Below are 17,164 nucleotides of genomic sequence, written 5' to 3' on the forward strand. Positions count from 1 at the left end.
GCCCGAGGAGCGGATACACACTGAACGACTGGACCTTTCATGCCATCCAGGTTCTACAGGCAAGGACGGCGCAATGGGCAGGTGGCGACGGACGGGCCTCGCCGCCGTAGCAGTGTTGGTCGTATCGACGGTCGGGATCCCGGTTCAGAGCTCGGGGCGACGAGCCACAGATGCGCGGAGACCCGCGCAACGATCGTTGGCACAACGGGCGACGACGTCCTGGTGGGGACGAGCGGCCATGACGTGCTCATGGGTCTCGGGGGCGACGACGTGATTCGTGGCCTGCAAGGCGATGACATCATCTGCGGTGGCCCTGGACAAGACACTTTGCGCGGCGGTGGCGGCATCGATTTGATCCTTGGGCAGTTGGGGCGCGACACGCTGAGCGGCGGCCGTTGGCGGGACCTCCTCGATGGTGGGCCCAACGGCGACAGCCTGGCGGGTGGCCCTGGCAGCCACGACCTGTTGGGCCTCGGCGGCCCCGACATCCTTCTGGCTGGCACCGGCAGGGACCGTCTCTGGGGAAGTCACGGATACGACTCGCTGGACGCCAAGGACGGTGTCGGCGGCGATTGGCTCCGCGGCGGTCGAGGGTCTAACACCTGTAGGGCGGATCCGGGCGACCACACGCGCCGGTGCCACTGACAGTTCTGGTCAGCCACCGCGACACTCCTTTGCGAGGTGCGCCGGATCTATCCGATTCGCTCGTGCAAGGAACGCACGCTACTCATGCCGCTGACATGCCGGCATCGCGTGACCGCTCACTGCGCGGTCCCCCATCGTGGATGATCCTTGCCGTGCGCGCGCAATCGGCTTGGACGCCCGTGGGATCGACCCGTAGGCTCCGCGCATCATGTGGATCGCACGCTGACCCGACTCGCGCCCGCGGCACTGCCCGGCGAGTCCTCCTCTGCAGCAGCGAAGGCTCCCGCATGTCAGCGCCCACCATCCCCACGCTCCACGTCCGCGACCTCGAGGTCCGGATCGGCACCCACCGGGTGCTGCACCGCATCGACCTGACCGCCCAGCCCGGCCGGCGGATCGGCCTGGTCGGCGAGAACGGCTCGGGCAAGACCACCCTGCTGCGGGCGGTCGCCGGCACGCTCCCGTCGCGCGCGCTGGTCACCGGTCTCGTCGACCGGCCCGAGGACCTGGCGATGCTCGGCCAGGAGCCGCCGTTCGGCGACGAGCAGACGATCGGCGAGGTTCTCGCCGGCGCACTCGCGCCGCTGCGGCGGATGGTCGCCGAGGTGGAGCGGCTGTCGCTCGAGATCACCGACGACTCCGACGATGAGGCGCAGACGGCGTACGCCGCCGCGCTCGACCGGGCTGTGGCGCATGACGCCTGGGACGCCGACCGTCGAGCCGAGGAGGCCGCCGAGCGGCTCGGGCTCGGAGCGCTCGACACGTCGCGACGGATCGGCACGCTCTCGGGCGGCCAGCGGACGCGGCTGGCGCTGGCGACCCTGATGACCACGCGTCCTGGCTGCCTGCTGCTCGACGAGCCGACCAACCACCTCGACGACGTCGCGATCGACCTGCTGTCCTCGTTTCTACGGGATCTGCCCGGCGTGCTGCTGCTGGCCAGCCACGACCGTGTGCTGCTCGACGACGTGTGCACGGACCTGTTCGATCTCGACCCCCGACCGGCGGGAGAGCTCGGGACGGACGGCCGGGGAGGGCGCCGGTTCGGCGGAGGCTGGACGGCCTACGAGGAGCACCGCGCGGCCGCGCACCGGCGCTGGGAGGAGACGTACACCGAGCAGCAGGAGGAGCTGGCCAGGCTCCGGGCCGCGACCCGGATCGGGACCTCGGCCATCGCGCACAACCGGCCGCCCCGCGACAACGACAAGTACATCTACGGGTTCAAGGGCTCGCGGGTGGAACGCACGCTCTCGCGCCGAAGGAAGGACGCCGAGCGGCGCCTCGAGGCTGCGGAGCGGGAGCAGGTGCGCAAGCCGCGCCCGCCCCTGCGGCTACGGGCCGATCTGACCGGCGGCAACGGCGCCTCCGGACGGGTGGTGCAGGTCCGCGACCTGGTGGTGGCCGGTCGGCTCTCGCTGGACCGGCTCGACGTGACCGCGGGACAGCACCTGCTCGTCTCGGGCGCGAACGGCTCGGGCAAGTCCACACTGCTGGGTGTGCTCTCCGGCCGGCTCGCGTCGACCTCCGGGTCGGTCGCGGTGACCGCGCACCGGGTGGCCGAGCTGATGCAGGACGTGCGCTTCGACCGAGCGGAGCTCAGCGCGGGGGCGACGTACGACGCGCTCGTCGGCGAGCAGCGCGCCGCCCGGACGCCGCTCCGCGAGCTCGGTCTGGTGCCGCCCGACCGGCATGCGACCCGCGTCGCCCTGCTGTCCGTGGGCCAGCGTCGCCGGCTGGCGCTGGCCGTCGCGATCGCGGCCGCACCCGACCTGCTGCTCCTCGACGAGCCGACCAACCATCTCTCCCTGGCCCTGGCCGGGGAGATCGAGGAGGCACTGGATACGACGCCGGGCACGGTCATCGTGGCCACGCACGATCGGTGGCTGCGGAGGCGGTGGGACGGCGACGAGCAGCGGCTCACCGCTCCAGCACCAGCCCCAGCCACTCGGCCAGCGCCGTGATCTCGGCGTCGAGGGCCTCGGCCATCGCCTTCGTGAACCGCACGTCCTCGTGGACGGCGTCGACGAAGAGCCGGCCCGCCTTCCGGTCGGCGGTGGCGTCGAGCTTCCCGACCAGCCGGTCGCCGTGCAGGATCGGCAGCGCGAAGTAGCCCCACCGCCGCTGCGCGGCCGGCTTGTACATCTCCAGGACGTACTCGAACTCGAAGAGGTCCTGCATCCGCACCCGATCGCGGGTCACCGGGTCGAACGGCGACAGCAGGGCCGTCCGTCCCTCGAACGGAAGGCCGAGCTGGGCCGGGTCGACCCGCCACTCGCCGGCAGTCCCCTCGACGACGGCAGGCTCTCCCGCCTCGCCGACGTGGATCGGCTCGCCCGGGAGCATCGTCCCCTTGGCCCGCGCGATGCCGAGCGCCCGCAGGCGGCGGCGGTCGAGCTCGGCCCGGGCCTCGTCGCGCGGCACCGCCGCCACGCCGGGCGGGTAGACCCGGTCGGCCAGGTCGTACTTCCTCTGCGTGCCCGCCCGTCCGTTGACCGCCACCTCGCCGCGGGCGAGGAGACAGGTGAGCATCATCCGCACGTTGCGGTCGACGTTCCAGCCCGACGACCGCCAGGGCACCTGTGCGGTCGCCTTCACGTCGCGAGAGGGGAGCGGACCGTCGGCATCGAGGATGTCGAGCACCTCGTCGCGGAACAGCTCGTTGGCCTCGAGCCAGTCGCGCGTCTCCTCCCACCACGGCCAGGCCCGCATCTCCTCCAGGTGGAGCGCCAGGTCGGCCATCGGCCGGATGCCGTCGGCGTCCTCGTACAGGTAGCGCTCGGTGAGCAGGTCGTCGAGGTCCCGGGGCTCGTACGCCGGCCCCAGCCGCGACCAGCAGACCAGGTCGTAGCTCGGCGCGATCGCCCGGGTCGGCTCCACCGGTAGCGCCGTGAGGTGCTCGACCAGGCTGAGCAGATCCGTCGGCCGGTCTGCATCGAGCCGGGTCGCCCGGACGACGATCTGCCGCGCCTCGTCCCGGGTGAGCTGGTGCACCGGTCGGTCCTGGGCGGCCATGACCCGGCACGGTAGTGCAGCGGGGCGACGTAAACCGGTTGAGCGCCGGTCACCGGGCCGGTTCACTGGTCGGTCGATGAACGTCACCTCAGGATCGGCCCAGCTCGCCACCGAGTCGCACGGAGACGGGGAGCCGAGCGTGCTGCTCGTGCACGCCGGGGTCACCGACCAGCGCAGCTGGCGACACGTCGTCGACCGGCTGCCGGACCACCGGTGCCTGACCTACGACCAGCGGGGCTACGGACGCACGACGTACGAGCACCAGGACGGCTGGTCGGGCGTCGAGGACGCCGTAGCGGTCCTCGATGCGTACGACGTCGACTCCGCCGTCGTCGTGGCCTGCTCGATGGGTGGCCGGGTGGCGCTGCACCTCGCGCTCACCCACCCGGAGCGCGTCCGGGCGCTGGTGTTGATCGCGCCGGCGATCACCGGTGGCCCCGGGCACGTCTACGAGCCCGAGGTCCAGGCCCTCAGCGACGCCTCGGACGCCGCGTGGGAGCGTGGCGACCTCGACGAGGTGAACCGGCTCGACGCCCGGGTCTGGCTCGACGGTCCACTGGCGCCCGACGGTCGAGTGGACGGAGAAGCTCGGGAGCTCTTCCTCGAGATGAACCGGATCGCCATCGAGGCCGAGGAACCCGGCGACCAGGACGACGACGTCGACGCGTGGCCGCGGCTGGGCGAGATCACGGTGCCGACGCTGCTGATGATCGGCGACCTCGACCTGCAGTACCTCCAGGAGTACGTCGCGCACGCCGCGTCCGCGATCCCGAACGCTCGCCTGGTCGAGCTCCCCGGAGTCGCCCACCTGCCTCATCTGGAGGCCGACGAGAGGACGCTCGCCGAGATCACGGCGTTCGTGTCCGCGCTCTGAGGCGCGTTCTCAGCGACCTCCGTCCCACCCGCGGCGCGGAGTCCGCCGTACGGACGGACCCCTGCTAAGGTCGGCACCGCTCGACATCCTTTAACGATCCGTCCCGTGAGGCGGAGAAGGAGGTACGGCGTGCCGCTGCATGCCACCGCAGCACCCGCCCTGCTGGTCCTCGAGGACGGCCGGACGTTCCGCGGGACGTCCTACGGAGCCGCCGGGGAGACCTTCGGAGAGGCGGTCTTCGCCACCGGGATGACGGGCTACCAGGAGACCCTCACCGACCCGTCGTACCACCGTCAGGTCGTGGTGATGACGGCCCCGCACATCGGGAACACCGGTCTCAACGACGACGACCCGGAGTCCTCGCGCATCTGGGTGGCCGGGTACGTCGTGCGCGACCCGGCGCGCGTGCCGTCGAGCTGGCGGTCGCGCCGGCCGCTCGAGGAGTCGCTGCGCGAGCAGGGCGTCGTCGGGATCTCCGGCATCGACACCCGTGCGCTGACCCGGCACCTGCGCGAGCGTGGGGCGATGCGGGTCGGCATCTCCTCCACCGAGAGCGACCCTGAGGCGCTGCTGTCCCGCGTTCGTGACTCCGGTCAGATGGCGGGGGCCAACCTCTCCGACGAGGTCTCCACGACCGAGGCGTACGTCGTGCCGGCGGACGGTGAGCGTCGGTTCACCGTGGCGGCGCTCGATCTCGGGATCAAGGCGAACACCCCTCGGATGATGGCCGAGCGCGGCATCGAGACCCACGTGCTGCCGGCCACGTCGACGCTCGACGACGTGCTCGCCGTCCGGCCGGACGGGCTCTTCTTCAGCAACGGGCCGGGGGACCCGGCCGCCACCACGGCTCAGGTCGAGCTGCTCCGGGGAGCACTCGAGCAAGGGCTGCCGTACTTCGGGATCTGCTTCGGCAACCAGCTGTTCGGACGGGCCCTCGGCTTCGGTACCTACAAGCTCACCTACGGCCACCGCGGCATCAACCAGCCCGTGCTCGACCGCACCACCGGCAAGGTCGAGGTCACCGCGCACAACCACGGCTTCGCCGTCCGCGCCCCTCTCGACGCCGCCACCGGCACGCCGTACGGCGAGGCGAGCGTCAGCCATGTCTGCCTCAACGACGACGTGGTCGAGGGCCTCGAGCTCCGCGACCAGAACGGCGCCCTGACCGCCTTCTCGGTCCAGTACCACCCCGAGGCCGCCGCCGGCCCCCACGACGCGGCCTACCTCTTCGACCGGTTCGTGTCGTTGCTGGGCGGGGGGGACGCCTGATGCCCAAGCGCACCGACATCGCGTCCGTCCTGGTCATCGGGTCCGGCCCGATCGTGATCGGGCAGGCTTGCGAGTTCGACTACTCCGGCACCCAGGCCTGCCGGGTGCTCCGTCAGGAGGGTCTGCGGGTGATCCTGGTGAACTCCAACCCCGCCACGATCATGACCGATCCGGAGTTCGCGGACGCGACGTACGTCGAGCCGATCACGCCGGAGTTCGTCGAGCAGGTGATCGCGCAGGAGCGGCCGGACGCGCTCCTCGCCACCCTCGGCGGCCAGACCGCGCTCAACTGCGCGATGAGCCTGGCCGCGAACGGCGTCCTCGAGAAGTACGGCGTGGAGCTGATCGGCGCGAGCATCGAGGCGATCGAGAAGGGGGAGAACCGCGAGTCCTTCAAGCGGATCGTCGAGGGCCTGCCCGCCGAGTGGGGCGCCGAGGTCGCAGCATCGGCCATCTGCCACTCGATGGACGACTGCCTGGCGGCGGTGGAGGAGCTCGGCTACCCGGTCGTGGTCCGGCCGAGCTTCACCATGGGCGGCGCCGGCTCGGGCCTGGCCTACGACGAGGAGGACCTGCACCGGATCGCCGGCCTCGGACTCTCGCTCAGCCCGACCACCGAGGTGCTCCTCGAGGAGTCGATCCTCGGCTGGAAGGAGTACGAGCTCGAGGTGATGCGCGACCGCGCCGACAACGTCGTGATCGTCTGCTCGATCGAGAACGTCGACCCGATGGGCGTGCACACCGGTGACTCGATCACGGTCGCGCCCGCGCTGACGCTGACCGACCGGGAGTACCAACGCCTGCGCGACATCGCGATCGGCGTGATCCGCGAGGTGGGGGTCGACACCGGGGGATGCAACATCCAGTTCGCGGTCGATCCCGACAACGGCCGGATCGTCGTGATCGAGATGAACCCGCGGGTCTCCCGGTCCAGCGCGCTCGCGAGCAAGGCCACCGGCTTCCCGATCGCGAAGATCGCCGCCAAGGTCGCCATCGGCTACACGTTGGACGAGATCCCGAACGACGTGACGTCCCGACCGGGGGAGCAGAGCACTCCGGCGTCGTTCGAGCCGACGCTCGACTACGTCGTGGTGAAGGTGCCGCGCTTCGCGTTCGAGAAGTTCCCCGGTGCCGACCCGACCTTGACCACGCACATGAAGTCGGTCGGCGAGGCGATGGCGATCGGTCGCAACTTCACCGAGGCCCTGCAGAAGGCGCTGCGCTCGCTCGAGCGGCCGGACGCCGTCTTCGACTGGCACCGCGAGTGGGTGGAGCTCGAGAAGGACCCCCTGCTCGAGCAGATCAGGGTGCCGCACGACGGGCGGCTCAAGCTGGTGATGGACGCGATCCGGGCCGGTGCGACGGCCGACGAGATCTTCGAGGCCACCCGCATCGACCCGTGGTTCGTCGACCAACTGGCACTGATCAACGAGATCGCCGCCGAGGTGACGGCGGCTCCCGAGCTCACGCCCGAGCTGCTGCGGCTGGCCAAGCGGCACGGATTCTCCGACGCGCAGATCGGCAAGATCCGCGGGATGACCGCCGACGTCGTCCGGGGGGTCCGGCACGCGCTCGGCATCCGGCCCGTCTACAAGACGGTCGACACGTGTGCCGCCGAGTTCGCCGCGGCCACGCCGTACCACTACTCCTCCTACGACGAGGAGACCGAGGTAGCGCCTCGCGAGCGCCCCGCGGTGCTCATCCTCGGTTCCGGGCCGAACCGGATCGGGCAGGGCATCGAGTTCGACTACTCCTGCGTCCACGCCTCGATGGCGCTCGGGCAGGGGGAGGGTGGAGCCGGCTTCGAGACGATCATGGTCAACTGCAACCCCGAGACCGTCTCGACGGACTACGACACCTCCGACCGCCTGTACTTCGAGCCGCTGACGCTCGAGGACGTGCTCGAGGTCGTGCACGCCGAGCAGCAGGCGGGTCCGGTGGCGGGCGTGATCTGCCAGCTCGGCGGACAGACGCCGCTCGGGCTGGCACAGGGCCTGGAGGACGCCGGCGTCCCCATCGTCGGCACCACTCCCGAGGCGATCCACCTGGCCGAGGAGCGCGGCGCCTTCGGGCGGGTGCTCCACGAGGCCGGCCTGACCGCCCCCACCCACGGTCTCGCGTCGTCGTACGACGAAGCACAGGCGATCGCCGCCGAGATCGGCTACCCCGTGCTGGTCCGCCCGTCGTACGTCCTCGGCGGCCGCGGCATGGAGATCGTGTACGACGACGGCGCGCTCGAGGGCTACATCGCCCGCGCGACCGCGATCAGCCCCGAGCACCCCGTGCTGGTCGACCGGTTCATCGACGACGCGGTCGAGATCGACGTCGACGCGCTGTTCGACGGCGACGAGCTGTTCCTCGGCGGCGTCATGGAGCACATCGAGGAGGCCGGCATCCACTCCGGCGACTCGGCCTGCGCGCTGCCGCCGATCACGCTCGGCGACCGTGAGATCCAGCGCATCCGCGAGGCGACGGAGGCGATCGCCCGAGGCGTCGGTGTAGTGGGGCTGATCAACATCCAGTTCGCGCTCGACTCCGACGTGCTGTACGTGCTCGAGGCCAACCCGCGGGCCAGCCGGACCGTGCCGTTCGTCTCCAAGGCCACCGCGACCCCGCTGGCCAAGGCCGCAGCACGGGTGATGTTGGGCGACTCGATCAAGCAGCTGCGCGCCGAGGGTCTGCTGCCGGCCGCCGGCGACGGTGGCACGCTGCCCGGTGACTCCCCGATCGCGGTCAAGGAGGCGGTGATGCCGTTCAACCGGTTCCGCCAGCCGGACGGTCGCTACGTCGACACCGTGCTCGGCCCGGAGATGAAGTCCACCGGCGAGGTGATGGGCTTCGACGCGGACTTCGGCCGGGCCTTCGCCAAGGCCCAGGCCGCGGCGTTCGGCTCGCTGCCGACCTCCGGCAAGGTGTTCGTCTCGATGGCCAACCGCGACAAGCGCTCGATGATCTTCCCGATCAAGGTGCTGGCCGACCTCGGGTTCGAGATCCTGGCCACCGAGGGCACCGCCGAGGTGCTGCGCCGCAACGGCGTGCACGCACAGGTGGTCCGCAAGCACTTCGACGGGCCAGGTCCGAACGGCGAGCCCACGACCGTGCAGCTGATCGCCGGCGGCGACGTGGCACTGGTCGTGAACACACCCCATGGCTCGTCGGGCAGCGGCGGGTCACTTCGAGACGCCACGTCCCTCGGCTCCTCAGTACAAGCGGTCCGCGTCGACGGCTACGAGATCCGCACCGCCGCGGTCCGCGCGAACGTCCCCTGCATGACCACCGTGCAGGGCCTCGGTGCCGCCGTCCAAGGGATCGAGGCGCGCATCCGCGGCGACATCGGCGTCCGGTCGCTGCAGGACTGGGCCGCCCGTTGACCCGGCGGCGCGTGTGACGGCGTACGACGTCCTTTTCCGGGGGGTGCTCACGCGCATCGACCCGGAACGGGCCCACCGCCTCGGCTTCCGCGCCATCAGGACGGGCCGTCCGGCCGCCCGCGCGGTGGTGAAGGTGCCGGCCGCCCCGGTCGAGGCGATGGGACTGAGGTTCGGCAACCCGCTGGGCCTCGCCGCCGGGTTCGACAAGAACGCCGTCGGGATCGACGCGCTCGCCGCGCTCGGCTTCGGGTTCGTCGAGGTGGGCACGGTGACCGCCCGCCCGCAGCCCGGCAACCCGCGACCGCGGCTGTTCCGGCTGCCCGACGACCACGCCGTCATCAACCGGATGGGCTTCAACAACGACGGCGCCGAGGCCGTCGCCGGCAGGCTGCAGCGTCGCACCCGCCGACTCGACCGGCGCGACCGTCGCGCGCGGGTCAACCTCCGCGACAGGCGGAGCCACACCGCCCGCCCGGTGCTCGGCATCAACATCGGTAAGTCCAAGGTGGTCCCGGACGACGACGAGCGTGCGGTGCTCCGCGACTACGCGACCAGCGCCCGCCTGCTCGCGCCGTACGCCGACTACCTCGTCGTCAACGTCTCCTCCCCGAACACCCCGGGGCTGCGCAACCTGCAGGCCGTGGACCGGCTGGCCCCCCTGCTCGACGAGGTACGCCGCGTGGCCGACGAGGCCGCCCACCATCCGGTGCCCCTGTGCGTGAAGATCGCGCCGGACCTGGCCGACGAGGATGTCGTCGCGGTCGGGAAGCTCGCCCGGGAGTGCGGTCTCGAGGGGCTGATCGCCACCAACACCACCATCTCGCGCGACGGACTGCTCACCCCGGCCGCCGAGGTCGCGGCGGTCGGAGCCGGAGGTCTGTCCGGGCCGGTGCTGCGCCGGCGCTCGGTCGAGGTGCTCCGCCTGCTGCGTCAGCACGACCCCGAGATCACGCTCATCTCCGTCGGCGGCGTCACGACCGGTCACGACGTCCAGGAGCGGCTGAGGACCGGCGCCACGCTGGTCCAGGCCTACACCGGCTTCGTCTACGGCGGCCCGCTGTGGCCGCGGCGCGTGCTACGTGAGCTGACCCGATGACCGGCCCGACGACCGGGCCGATGGCCCAGCCGACAACTCACGCCACGGAGACCCGGGCCGTGCACACGACCGCCGAGGTGCTCGCCACGAAGACCGTCGGCGCCTACCAGCACGTGAGCCTGGTGGCTCCCGGCGTCGGTGAGCGGTCGCGACCGGGCAGCTTCCTGGCCTTCTCGATCGGTGACGGACACCTGGCCCGTCGGGCGTTCTGGATCCACAGGGTCGTCTCGATGGGCGGCCATCGCGCCGTGGTCGAGATCGTGGTGGAGCCGCGCGGCCCCGGCAGCCGCGCGCTGGCCGGGTTGCCGGCCGGCGCCCGGGTCGAGGTCACCGGCCCGCTCGGCCGGCCGTTCCCACTGCCCCGTGACCCCGCCCGCTGCCTGCTCGTCGGCGAGGGGTACGCCGCCGCGGCGCTCACCGGCCTCGCGGAGCGCCTCCGCGAGCGCGGATGCGGCGTCCGGCTGGTGCTCGGCGGCGTGGACGATCCGCACGTGCTCGAACCGCTCGCCGCCCGGCGCAGCGTCGGCCAGGTGGAGGTCGCGGTCGGTGACCTCACTGCTGCGGTGCTGCGCGCCGTCCCGGAGGTGGACATCGTCTATGCCGCAGGTCCGGTGGCCACGCTGCGCTTCGTGGCCGAGGCCGTCACCGGATCGGAGGCGAGCTGCCAGGTCGCCCTCGAGCGGCCGCTCACCTGCGCCACCGGACTCTGCCAGGGCTGCCCCGTCCCGGTGCTCGACGACGCGGGCGAGCCGCACGTCGTCCGGGCCTGCGTCGACGGCCCCGTGTTCCGGTCCGGGCGGGTCGACTGGGCGGCGCTGTCATGACGGCTACGGACGGCTGGCCCTTCGCCAACCCCGTGCTGACCGCGTCCGGGTGCGGCGGCACCGGCCGTGACCTCGCGGCGTACGGCGACCTCGCGACGCTGGGTGGGTTCGTGACCCGCTCGGTGACCCTCCACCCGCGTCCGGGCGGCGCTGTGCCGCGCATTGTCGAGTCGCCGAGCGGGCTCGTGAACGCGATCGGCCTGCAGAACCCGGGCGTCACCGGCTTCCTCCGGGACGAGCTGCCGCCGCTGCTGGACCTCGGCGCCATCGTCGTGGTCAGCCTCGCGGGCCGCTCGCTGGGGGAGTACGCCGAGCTGTCGCGGACCCTGGGCCGCACCGACGGCATCGTCGCCCTCGAGGTGAACCTGTCCGCGCCGGACCCGCTCGGCACCAGTCTCTTCGACGCCCGGGAGCCGTTCCAGGCCGGCTCCGTGGTCGGCTCCTGCCGGCGAGACCTGCGAGCGGGCGTCCTGCTCCTGGTCAAACTGCGCAGCGACGTCAGCCGGGTGGTCGAGACGGCTCGAGCTGCCGTCGACGCCGGCGCCGACGCGATCGTCGTGGGCAACGCGCTCCCCGCCGCCCTGCCCGACGGTCGTCCCGGAGGGCTGAGCGGCCCGGCGATCCGGCCGCAGGCGCTGCGCTGCGTCGCAGAGGTGGCCCGCGCGCTCCCCGCCACGCCGATGATCGGCTGCGGCGGCATCATGGACGCCGACGACGCCCGCGCCTACCTGGACGCCGGAGCCCGCGCCGTGCAGATCGGCACCGCCCTGTTCCACGACCCGACCACGGCGTTCCGGATCGCCCGGGAGATCGCGTACCAGCCCGACGGACCAGCCGGAGAGGACGACAGATGAGCACCTTCGGAGCGCGGCTCCACGCCGCGATGGAGGCGCGCGGGCCGCTCTGTGCGGGCATCGACCCCCACGGGGCACTCCTCCACGCGTGGGACCTCGACGACGACCTCGCCGGGCTCGAGCGGTTCGCGCTCGCGGCAGGGGAGGAACTCGCGGCGCGCGTCGCCGTCGTCAAGCCGCAGTCGGCGTTCTACGAGCGCTTCGGCAGCGGTGGCATCGCGGTGCTGGAACGCCTGATCCGGACCTGCCGGGACGCCGGCGCGCTCGTCCTGCTCGACGTCAAGCGCGGAGACATCGGCTCCACCAGCCAGGCGTACGCCGACGCCTACCTCGACCAGTCCTCGCCCCTGGCCGTCGACGCGATCACGGCCAGCCCCTACCTCGGCTTCGGCTCGCTCACCCCGATGGTCGACACGGCTCGCAAGCACGACGCGGGCGTCTTCGTGCTCGCGCTCACCTCGAACAAGGAGGGCCCGGAGGTCCAGGAGGCCCGCACACCGGAGGGGACCGTCGCGGACACGGTCCTCGACCGCCTCCGCGACCTGAACGCCGGTGCCGAGCCGCTGGGCTCCTTCGGCGCCGTCGTCGGAGCGACCATCGCGGGCGGGGACCACCGACTCGACATCAACGGGCCGGTGCTGGCTCCTGGGTACGGCACCCAGGGCGGGACCGTCGAGGACCTCCGGCGGATCTTCGGCGCCGGCGTCCGGCACGTGCTGCCCAGCACGTCGCGCGAGCTCCTCCGCGAGGGTCCCGATCGACTCGCGGAGACCGCCGACCGGCTCAACGAGCGGCTCCGCGGGCTCACCGCATGAGCGGTGCCCGCACGGGGGTCGTCGTGGCCGTGCTGGCCGTCCTGCCGCTGGCCGGCTGTGGCGGCGGCAATGACTACTGCGGCACCGTCGGCGAGCACCAGTCGCAGCTCGGCTCCATCGCCCGGAGCGGCGACCGGACGGCGCTGATCCAGGCACTGCCGATCTTCGAGGACCTGCAGAGCACGGCACCCGACGACGTGGCCGACGACTGGCAGCTCCTGGTGACCCGCATCCAGGCACTCGACACGGCGTTGAAGAACGCCGATGTCGACCCCGCGACGTACGACGCGAAGCACCCGCCCGCGGGACTGAGCGCCGGGAACCGCAGTCTGATCCGCCGCGCCGCGGCCCAGCTCGCGGCGTCCGACACCCAGCAGGCGCTCACGACGGTGCAGCAGGAGGTCCTCGACGTCTGCCACGAACCTCTCGAGCTGTGAGGACGCGACGACGTCACACCGTGACGTCGTACCAGCCCGGGGTCCCGTTGCCGCTGCGCAGCGCTGCTGACTAGATTGGCGCCCTGCCGACTTCCCTCGTCGGACACGGTGCTCCTCGGACACCAGTGCTCGTTGGACAAAGGATGTGCCTTGGCTCTTCCACCGCTCACTCCCGAGCAGCGCCAGGCGGCTCTCGACAAGGCTGCGGCCTCGCGCCGCGAACGCGCCGAGGTGAAGAACCGCCTGAAGAACTCCGGAGCCTCGATCTCCGACGTGCTGCACGAGGGCCAGAAGAACGAGGTGATCGGCAAGATGCGGGTCGTCGACCTCCTGTGCTCGATGCCCGGCGTCGGCAAGGTGCGCGCCAAGCAGCTGATGGAGCGGATCGGCATTGCCGAGAGTCGACGGGTGCGTGGGCTCGGGACCAAGCAGGTGGCGGCGCTCGAGCGCGAGTTCGCGCCCGGCGAGTGAGCGAGACCGGACCCGCATCCCGGCGCTCCCGGCTGACCGTGCTGGCCGGCCCCACCGCGGTCGGCAAGGGCTCGCTGTCGGCCGACATCCGGGCGCACCACCCCGAGGTCTGGATCTCCGTGTCCGCCACGACCCGGGCGCCACGTCCGGGCGAGCAGCACGGCGTCCACTACTGGTTCGTGTCGGAGGCCGAGTTCGACCGGATGATCGAGGACGACGAGCTGCTCGAGTGGGCCGTCGTCCACGGCGCCGCCCGCTACGGCACCCCGCGCGCGCCGGTCGAGGAGATGCTCGCCACGGGTCGGCCCGCGCTGCTCGAGATCGACCTCCAGGGCGCTCGCCAGGTGCGGGCAGCGATGCCCGATGCGCTGATGGTCTTCCTGGCCCCCCCGTCGTGGGAGGAGCTGGTACGCCGGCTGGTGGGCCGCGGCACCGAGGGCGGGGAGGAGCGCCAGCGCCGACTGGCGACCGCCCGGATGGAGCTGGCCGCGGAGCCGGAGTTCGACGTCACGGTCGTCAACTCACGAATTCACGATGCCGCGGAGGAGTTGGTAGCCTTGATGGTCGGCCCACCTGGGCCTTCCTGACCCCGATCTCTCTGTGAGGCTGCTGCGTGTCTGCCCCCACTCCCGCTGCCGAGGGTGTGACCAACCCCTCGATCGACGACCTGCTGACCAAGACCGACAGCAAGTACAAGCTCGTCCTCTACGGCGCGAAGCGTGCGCGGCAGATCAACGCCTACTACTCGCAGCTCGGCGAGGGGCTGCTGGAGTACGTCGGACCGCTCGTCGAGACCCACGTCCAGGAGAAGCCGCTGTCGATCGCGCTGCGCGAGATCAACGACGACCTGCTCACCTGCGAGGACGTCGACCCGGCCGAGCTCGCCGCCGAGGAGGAGGCCAAGAAGGCCGCCGCCCTGGAGTCCGGCTTCTCTGCCCCGCCGTCGGGTCAGTGAGCCGACCGACCCCACGACCATGAACGAGATGGCCGGTGCCGATGCCTCCACGGAGGCGACGGGCCGGCCGTCCCTTGTTCTCGGAGTCGCCGGCGGCATCGCGGCGTACAAGGCGGCCGAGTTGCTGCGCCGCTTCACCGAGAGCGGTCACGACGTCACCGTCGTCCCGACGCCGTCCGCGCTGCACTTCGTCGGCGAGGCGACCTGGGCGGCGCTGTCCGGCCGGCCGGTGCACACCCAGGTCTGGGAGTCCGTGCACGAGGTGCCCCACGTGCGGATCGGTCGGTCCGCCGACCTCGTCGTCGTCGCGCCGGCCACCGCCGACCTGCTGGCCCGCGCTGCTTCCGGACGTGCCGACGACCTCCTCACCAACGTCCTGCTCACCGCCCGGTGCCCGGTGGTGTTCGCGCCGGCGATGCACACCGAGATGTGGGAGCACCCCGCCACCCAGGCCAACGTCGCCACCCTCCGGCAGCGTGGCGCTCTCGTGATCGAGCCGGCCGCCGGCCGGCTGACCGGCGTCGACACCGGCAAGGGCCGGCTGCCCGACCCCGACGAGATCTTCGCGATCTGCATGGACGTCCTGGCCCGCGGCGTGGGCGTCTGCGACCTGGCCGGCCGCACCGTCGTGGTCTCCGCCGGGGGCACGCGAGAACCGCTCGACCCGGTGCGCTACCTGGGCAACCGCTCGTCCGGTCGGCAGGGCATAGCGCTGGCCCGGGCGGCCGCTGCCCGTGGAGCCGAGGTGACGCTGGTGGCGGCCAACGTCACGCTGCCCGACCCCGCGGGCGTGAAGGTGGTGCGGGTCGAGACCACCGAGGAGCTGCGCGACGCCGTCGTGTCGGCGGCCGGCTCCGCCGACGCGGTCGTGATGGCGGCGGCGCCGGCCGACTTCCGGCCCGTCTCGGCGACCGAGACCAAGATCAAGAAGACCGGCGACGGCACGGCGCCCACCCTGGAGCTCACCCAGACCCCCGACATCCTGGCCGAGATCTCCTCCGACCGGCTCCGGGAGGGGCAGGTGGTGGTCGGGTTCGCGGCCGAGACCGGCGACGAGACCGGCTCGGTGCTCGAGCTCGGACGGGCCAAGCTGGCCCGCAAGGGGTGCGACCTCCTCGTCGTGAACGACGTCCGGGGCGGTGCCGTCTTCGGCGCCGACGACAACCAGGCCGTGATCCTCGACGCCGACGGCACCGAGGTCGACGTACCGGCCGGATCGAAGACCGACCTCGCTCATGCCGTGTGGGACCAGGTCGCCCGGCGGCTCGGGCCGGCCCCCGCCGCGACCGAGCCGGACTGACCGACCGCGGTCCGGTGGACCGGCCGGACCGCACCGCCCGCTATCGTGACCGCGGATCGCCGCCAGCTGAACCAGGAGCACCAGACACCGTGACCGGACGCCTCTTCACCTCCGAATCCGTCACCGAGGGACACCCCGACAAGATCGCCGACCAGATCAGCGACTCGGTCCTCGACGAGATGATCCGGCAGGACCCCCACAGCCGCGTGGCGGTCGAGACCCTGCTCACCACCGGGCTGGTCGTCGTGGCCGGCGAGGTCACGACCACCGGGTACGTCGACATCAAGCAGATCGTCCGCGACCGCATCCTGAGGATCGGCTACGACTCCTCGGAGAAGGGCTTCGACGGCGCCTCGTGCGGCGTGATGGTCGCGATCGGCGGCCAGTCCGGCGACATCGCCCAGGGCGTCGACACCGGGCACGAGTCGCGCACCGGCTCGGTCGACGCGATGGACAAGCAGGGTGCCGGTGACCAGGGGCTGATGTTCGGCTACGCCTGCGACGACACCGACGTGCTGATGCCCCTGCCGATCGTGGTGGCCCAGCGCCTGGCCGAGCGGCTGACCGCCGTGCGCAACGACGGCACGCTGACCTACCTCCGCCCCGACGGCAAGACCCAGGTCACCATCGAGTACGACGCCGACAACCGCCCGGTGCGGGTCGACACCGTCGTGCTCTCCACCCAGCACGCCGAGCACATCGACCTCGACGACACCCTCGAGCCCGACATCAAGAAGCACGTCGTCGACCCGGTGCTGGCGACGTTCGACATCCCGTGCGAGGACTACCGGCTCCTGGTCAACCCGACCGGCCGGTTCGTGGTCGGCGGCCCCATGGGCGACGCCGGCCTCACCGGCCGGAAGATCATCGTCGACACGTACGGCGGCATGGCCCGCCACGGCGGCGGCGCGTTCTCGGGCAAGGACCCCAGCAAGGTCGACCGCTCGGCCGCGTACGCCGCGCGCTGGGTGGCGAAGAACGTCGTCGCCGCCGGGCTGGCCGATCGGGCCGAGGTGCAGGTCGCCTACGCGATCGGCGTGGCGCACCCCGTCTCCGTGCTGGTCGAGTCGTTCGGGACCGAGAAGGTCGCGCGCGGCACGATCGCGCAGCTCGTTGTTGTCCACCAGCTCGGAGTGCTGCGCGGAGACGACGACCTTGCTGATGCCGACGGGCTTCGCGCCCTCATAGACGATGCTGACCTGCGTCTTGCCGTCGGGGCGCAGCCAGGAGAGCTCGCCCGC

The 17,164-nt window shown here is 71.9% G+C and carries 15 protein-coding genes and 2 pseudogenes; 15 read left to right on the forward strand and 2 right to left on the reverse strand.

Going from position 1 to position 17,164, the window contains the following annotated elements:
* Positions 1-39: 39 nt before the first annotated feature.
* Together VGK78_RS20320 and VGK78_RS04540 are read left to right on the forward strand one after the other, a co-directional pair.
* Entirely contained in the window at positions 40-645 is a 606-nt protein-coding gene (locus VGK78_RS20320) for a calcium-binding protein (RefSeq protein WP_414690630.1), read from the forward strand.
* Positions 646-932: 287 nt separating this feature from the next.
* On the forward strand, positions 933-2,606 hold the full coding sequence (locus tag VGK78_RS04540; protein WP_331526233.1) for an ATP-binding cassette domain-containing protein: 1,674 nt from the start codon (positions 933-935) through the stop codon (positions 2,604-2,606).
* Here the strand turns inward: VGK78_RS04540 and VGK78_RS04545 are convergent.
* Entirely contained in the window at positions 2,563-3,657 is a 1,095-nt protein-coding gene (locus tag VGK78_RS04545) for a DNA glycosylase AlkZ-like family protein (protein WP_331526236.1), read from the reverse strand. The two genes, VGK78_RS04540 and VGK78_RS04545, sit on opposite strands and share 44 nt — an antisense overlap.
* A gap of 76 nt (positions 3,658-3,733) precedes the next feature.
* Between VGK78_RS04545 and VGK78_RS04550 the strand changes: the two genes are divergently transcribed.
* The 13 genes and pseudogenes from VGK78_RS04550 to metK form a co-directional block, all read left to right on the forward strand.
* Positions 3,734-4,531, forward strand: coding sequence for an alpha/beta hydrolase (locus VGK78_RS04550; RefSeq protein WP_331526237.1), 798 nt, complete (start codon positions 3,734-3,736; stop codon positions 4,529-4,531).
* A 135-nt stretch (positions 4,532-4,666) separates the two neighbouring features.
* Positions 4,667-5,800 (forward strand): glutamine-hydrolyzing carbamoyl-phosphate synthase small subunit, encoded by a 1,134-nt coding sequence (carA, locus tag VGK78_RS04555; protein ID WP_414690631.1) that lies wholly within the window; start codon positions 4,667-4,669, stop codon positions 5,798-5,800.
* On the forward strand, positions 5,800-9,171 hold the full coding sequence (gene carB, locus VGK78_RS04560) for a carbamoyl-phosphate synthase large subunit (protein WP_331526239.1): 3,372 nt from the start codon (positions 5,800-5,802) through the stop codon (positions 9,169-9,171). The genes carA and carB overlap by 1 nt, the downstream gene beginning before the upstream one ends.
* Positions 9,172-9,184: 13 nt before the next feature.
* Positions 9,185-10,267, forward strand: coding sequence for a quinone-dependent dihydroorotate dehydrogenase (locus tag VGK78_RS04565; RefSeq protein ID WP_331526241.1), 1,083 nt, complete (start codon positions 9,185-9,187; stop codon positions 10,265-10,267).
* Positions 10,264-11,091: a hypothetical protein gene (locus tag VGK78_RS04570; protein WP_331526242.1), complete on the forward strand. Its 828-nt coding sequence runs from the start codon at positions 10,264-10,266 to the stop codon at positions 11,089-11,091. The genes VGK78_RS04565 and VGK78_RS04570 overlap by 4 nt, the downstream gene beginning before the upstream one ends.
* Entirely contained in the window at positions 11,088-11,945 is an 858-nt protein-coding gene (locus VGK78_RS04575; RefSeq protein ID WP_331526243.1) for a nitronate monooxygenase, read from the forward strand. Before VGK78_RS04570 ends, VGK78_RS04575 begins: the two co-directional genes overlap by 4 nt.
* Positions 11,942-12,760 carry an orotidine-5'-phosphate decarboxylase gene (gene pyrF / locus VGK78_RS04580; RefSeq protein ID WP_331526244.1) on the forward strand — a complete coding sequence of 273 codons (819 nt, stop codon included), beginning with the start codon at positions 11,942-11,944 and terminating at the stop codon, positions 12,758-12,760. Before VGK78_RS04575 ends, pyrF begins: the two co-directional genes overlap by 4 nt.
* Positions 12,757-13,197, forward strand: coding sequence for a hypothetical protein (locus tag VGK78_RS04585; RefSeq protein WP_331526245.1), 441 nt, complete (start codon positions 12,757-12,759; stop codon positions 13,195-13,197). Before pyrF ends, VGK78_RS04585 begins: the two co-directional genes overlap by 4 nt.
* Positions 13,198-13,347: 150 nt before the next feature.
* The gene (gene mihF, locus VGK78_RS04590; protein WP_331526246.1) at positions 13,348-13,668 is read left to right on the forward strand and encodes an integration host factor, actinobacterial type; all 321 of its coding nucleotides are present in this window, start codon (positions 13,348-13,350) and stop codon (positions 13,666-13,668) included.
* The gene (gene gmk, locus VGK78_RS04595) at positions 13,665-14,255 is read left to right on the forward strand and encodes a guanylate kinase (RefSeq protein WP_331526248.1); all 591 of its coding nucleotides are present in this window, start codon (positions 13,665-13,667) and stop codon (positions 14,253-14,255) included. The genes mihF and gmk overlap by 4 nt, the downstream gene beginning before the upstream one ends.
* A 26-nt stretch (positions 14,256-14,281) precedes the next feature.
* Positions 14,282-14,623, forward strand: coding sequence for a DNA-directed RNA polymerase subunit omega (gene rpoZ, locus VGK78_RS04600; protein WP_331526250.1), 342 nt, complete (start codon positions 14,282-14,284; stop codon positions 14,621-14,623).
* 19 nt (positions 14,624-14,642) lie between these two features.
* Positions 14,643-15,923, forward strand: a complete 1,281-nt coding sequence (gene coaBC, locus VGK78_RS04605) for a bifunctional phosphopantothenoylcysteine decarboxylase/phosphopantothenate--cysteine ligase CoaBC (protein ID WP_331526251.1) — start codon at positions 14,643-14,645, stop codon at positions 15,921-15,923.
* A gap of 89 nt (positions 15,924-16,012) precedes the next feature.
* Positions 16,013-17,047: pseudogene (metK, locus tag VGK78_RS04610) on the forward strand (methionine adenosyltransferase); the annotation flags it as partial.
* A gap of 24 nt (positions 17,048-17,071) precedes the next feature.
* On the opposite strand, the pseudogene VGK78_RS20325 reads toward metK, so the two are convergent.
* Positions 17,072-17,146, reverse strand: a pseudogene (locus VGK78_RS20325) (hypothetical protein); the annotation flags it as partial.
* Positions 17,147-17,164 lie beyond the last annotated feature (18 nt).

Origin of the sequence: Nocardioides sp., from assembly GCF_036503465.1 — a bacterium.
In the GTDB taxonomy this organism is placed as follows: domain Bacteria; phylum Actinomycetota; class Actinomycetes; order Propionibacteriales; family Nocardioidaceae; genus Nocardioides.